This window comes from Alicyclobacillus fructus, assembly GCF_017329605.1.
In the GTDB taxonomy this organism is placed as follows: Bacteria; Bacillota; Bacilli; order Alicyclobacillales; family Alicyclobacillaceae; genus Alicyclobacillus; species Alicyclobacillus fructus.
The window spans coordinates 1-4669 of sequence record NZ_JAFMTY010000050.1; the positions used below are offsets into that span (position 1 = coordinate 1).

A 4669-nucleotide genomic window follows, 5' to 3' on the forward strand; every position below is an offset into this window, starting at 1 on the left:
CTTCCGCAGTCCACTCGTGTGTGGCCAAGTGCCGTTTCACGGTCTCTAGCACGCCGTCACCGTCCAGCCGGTTCAGGTATACGTTTTCCACAGCATAACACAAGCTACCTGCGTCCAGTTCCGACGGCGCTTCCTTGACGTCGCCCGTGTACAGGATGACGGTTCGAACCTGGCGCCTATAGCGCTCCGCGATCGCCAGATCATTCGCCGCAAACCGATAAAACGCCGGTTCTCGCGTCGTCTGAAACTCAAGATGCAACAACGCCCCGTTCGCCAACTCCAACATGATGTCCGTGAATTCCTGCCGCACTTCGACCTTCGGAATCTCCGTCGGCAACGCACGTACGACGTGCACATCGTGAATGCCAATCACCGACAGCACATCGCCCGGCAATGCGTTCGTCAAGTGCTTCGCGACAATGTCATTCGCGTTCCGCGCCAGTTTCATCGTGACCTCCGTGTGATCTCAGTATACCGCCGTAGCATCAAATTCGCGACGAGGAAACACCGCGCGAAGCCATTTCATCCCACCAAAGCAGGCGGCAAAACATCCGTGATCACCTTTTCATTCCACGTGCCACTCGCAGGACATGCTCCACCCAATCTCCGCCTTGGACCCGCTCGCCGCTTTCCTTCGCTTTCACCGCAGGCATGTGATACACCCAACCGCGAAAGCCATTCGCCACGCCCTCGACTATCGCGCGATCGTAGCGGAGAAGATGGCGGTCCTGGTGAGACACATGTGCTCTCGCATACAAAAAACCTCCCCTGGCTTGATGAGGACATGTTCAAGCGGTGGGAGGGGGAATGCCATGTGGATACGAATTGATGCTTACCCTTGGGTTCGTGATCCTCAGGTAGGGGCTTTGCCCCCGGCTTCCTTCAGATTCCACCTCGCGATGGACACCCTTGCCTTTGGCTAGCGGTTGGTAACAGCCAACCCCCGCAGCGGACTTTCACCGCGCCGGGGAGCCGGCGGGGTTATTCGTCATGTACGACTTTGATACAGCATTGGGGGTAATGCAAGGTGGGCGGGATTTGACGTTCACTTACCAACGAAATTGATGGGTACTTCTGTCTAGCTCCGTCGCTAGGTCTTGAACAAGTGATGAATTCGCTTCAACTTCTTGCATCATGGCTACCTGCACTTGACTGGCGGAAGCGACATGTTGAACACGTTCGGTTTGACTTTGAACGCCGATCACCATATTCTTCATGTGTTCCTCGACGGTATCCATCTGACGATGAATTTCACGGGTCAATCCTTCAATCCCACGCACGAGATTCACCTGGTGCTCGACATCTCCCGCAATCGCGTAGAACGCGCGCGATGCTTCCAGTACCGCAGAGACACCCGATTGGACCGCTTCAGCCACGTGATCGGCAGCTTGCCGATTCTCTGTCGCGCCACGCATGACATGTTCCACCACATCCCGAATTTGACTCGACGCTTCCTTGACCATAGACGATAGTTTTCGCACTTCTTCCGCAACCACCGCAAACCCTCGACCTTCGTCTCCCGCGCGCGCAGCTTCAATAGAGGCGTTCAGGGCCAGAAGAGACGTTTCATCAGCAATACGCGCAATTATCTGAATGGTTTCCGAAACTCGCTGTGCATCGGACTGTAATTTCGAGGATCTCGATACCAGCTCTTGAACGTCATTTGATATCAGTTCCATTTGACCCGTTGCAACATGCATGAGATCTCGCCCGTGTTTTGTTTGGGTATCAATATGATCAGCCAATCCCAACAAGCTTTGTCCTGTCGTTTCGATGTCAACCACCTTGCGCCCCGCTGCATCAACGGCTGCCTCGGTCTCAAGTGCAATCCCTGCTTGTTGTTTCACAGCCTCCGACAATTCGTTCATGAGCTGGGCATTCGCCGATGATGTTTCACTCGTCTGTTTCGCACGTTCCGTCATGGATTGAGCCGCATGGGTCAAATTGTGCGCTGCCTGTTTCACGGTTTCGAGAATCCCCCGCATGTTTGCTTTAGCCACTGATAGCGCCCACACCACTTCGTCCAAATCAGTGTGACGGCGCGTCGTGAGGTGTCTATCGGCGAGATCGCCCTCCTGCATCGCACGCATCTCTGCATGTAACAGCGAAATGGGTTGAAATAGAATGCGAAGGCGGATTTGAACCAAAATGGCCAAAACCAAAATCAGTATGACGACCGAAATCAAGCTCCATTCCAACAGAACGTTGCGCGTCTGATGAGCCAATCCAAACATAACGAGATCTGCCGCAATGGCTCCAGCCGAAGCGCCGAGCCAGTATATCGTCACTTCTCCACGAACCTGCCGCCAAAATGGAATCTGTGACTTTTTCCTCGTGTCTGATTTCATAATCGCCTCACCTCATGTGACTGACTTCCCTGACAAGACCTTCGAAGGTTGTCCATTCCTCAAGGAGGACGGATACAAATTGAGGGTCAAATTGAGTGCCACTCTGCGCCTCCAAGTAATGCCGAACTTCATCCAACGCCCATGGCTCCTTATAAGGTCGTCGGCTTAACAACGCATCAAGTACGTCGGCAATGGCGACGATGCGCCCGGCTAACGGTATCTCATCTCCTTTTAAAGAACGCGGATATCCGCTTCCGTTCCACCATTCGTGATGGCTTCCCGCAATGGTCTTCGCACACTCAACCACGCGTTTCGCGCGAACGTGGATGTCGTCCAACTTGTCCAACACAGATTGCAAAATTTGTTCACCTATCTCGGTGTGTCGTTGAACATACAGATATTCTGCATCATCCAACGTATGCGGTTTAAACAAGATCTCTCGAGCAATCGCCACTTTGCCAATATCATGCGTAATGCTCGCCACGGATAAGACAGGAACGTCGCCCGGGTCAATCACGTTCCGCTCTGCAAGCCTGGAAGCCAGCCACTCTGTATATCGACTCACACGCAAAACATGCCCTCGTAATTCCGGATCACCCCATTCGGCAACCTCGGCCAACGTTTGCAAAAAAATGTTTTCCATATATTCCGCCGTTTCTTGATCCAACATGATATCGGTTCCCAACTCTGTATGCGTCATATCTCCCGTGAAGACTCTGCGTACGATGCACCAATAACCAGCTGTCAGTTCACCGATACGAACGGGCGAAATCATCATCTCCCCGCACCATATCGTCCCGTCCGAGCGCTGATTCCGGAGGATGCCAGTCCATTCATGGCCCATTTGCAACGTCTCTTGAATCTCTGGATACCACTTGCGATTCCAGTCACCCGCAGCGAGGATACTTGGTTTCTGCCCGCGCAACACACGGCGCGTATATCCGGAAACACGTTCATACGCTTCATTGACATCAAGAATTCGAAACTCCACATCCGTCGCAAGACAAGGCGCGGGACAGTACTGCGTCAGTTGATGAAATGCCTTTTGGAACGCGTATTGATCAACGCGCAGTTGTTCCCGCCCTTCGGTCTCCTCCGCTTGGTACCACTGAACGGCTGACTTGCCCGACTGCTTCACACGTAGTAATGCCATATCCGCAGCTGTAATTAACGTGTCGCCGATGTTTCCATACGCAGCACCTACACTACAACGCAAGGGAAGTCGGCCATCGGTCAACGGCACTTCCAAGGTGCACAACTGTGTAAACAATCCATCGACAAAGCGCTTTGCTTCCTCAGCCGTCTCATATTCTGCGAGAATCAAAAACTCATCCCCGCCCCAACGAACGCTAACACCCTGAGGTGGCGACACTTCTGAAAGCAAACAACCCACTTTTCGCAAAGCCACATCTCCGACATCATGGCCAAAGAAGTCGTTTACAAATTTGAAATCGTCAAGGTCAATCAAAACCGCTACGCCATGGATTCCCTCGTACATGCGCATCCATTCCTCAGCGCCGCGACGGTTGGATAAACCCGTGAGAGGATCGCGTCCTCGTTCTTCTTTGATTCTGGAGCGAGCTACGGCATCATGCTCGTACAATACGAAGACACCTGAGACAATCATCGCCTCCACGAAGGTGCTAAGCGACCATGGATTCATCGTCACAACACAGAAAACTCCAGTCACCCCTGTCACAGCAACATACGTCCAATACGATTTCCGAATGCTGCTTCGAAACAGGATGTAACAGGCCGCTATCGCAATCAGCACATCACCTTCGATTTGCACAGAAATAGTCTGATACAGACCGTAAACCGCAGCTGGCACCAGTAACCCGAGTAAACTCGCTCTTCGCTTCCAGTCAATCGGATCATGAAGAGCAGCCGATAAAATAGTATAGAGGGGTAGTACCACATTGCCGACACCATCAATCCAGACGAGCCATGTCCAGAGCATGCCATATGGGAGCCAATCCGCGAGAAGCACATAAAGATTTTTACGTCGCAACCATGTTTGGCGCATATTTAGAAATTCCAGCGCACTGATGACGCCCAACGAGATCCACAGAGCATGGATCGCAGCTCGGACAAACAACCTTCCCCGCCCCATTTCGTGATTGCATCATCAAAGCCTTCACAAAACACCGACATGTGGGTTTACCGTCTGAGCAGCCAAATTTGGAAGACACATGGGTATCCCTGCTTCATGATGCTAACGCGGTAGTGTCCCGTCAATAGGTGTAAATTCACCGTTTGTGTCTACTGTGTGACATCGGTCGGCTTTGTCCCGTTCGGGGCGATATCGACCGTCTTCACGC

2 protein-coding genes and 1 pseudogene are annotated in these 4669 nt (G+C 52.5%); all 3 read right to left on the minus strand.

From position 1 onward, the window contains the following. A pseudogene (locus tag J3481_RS14155) lies at positions 1-448 on the minus strand (transposase); the annotation flags it as partial. A 601-nt stretch (positions 449-1049) separates the two neighbouring features. Further along, positions 1050-2348, minus strand: a complete 1299-nt coding sequence (locus tag J3481_RS14160) for a methyl-accepting chemotaxis protein (protein ID WP_206832770.1) — start codon at positions 2346-2348, stop codon at positions 1050-1052. A gap of 7 nt (positions 2349-2355) precedes the next feature. Then, positions 2356-4446, minus strand: coding sequence for a diguanylate cyclase domain-containing protein (locus J3481_RS14165; protein ID WP_236011747.1), 2091 nt, complete (start codon positions 4444-4446; stop codon positions 2356-2358). Between the last annotated feature and the right edge of the window lie 223 nt (positions 4447-4669).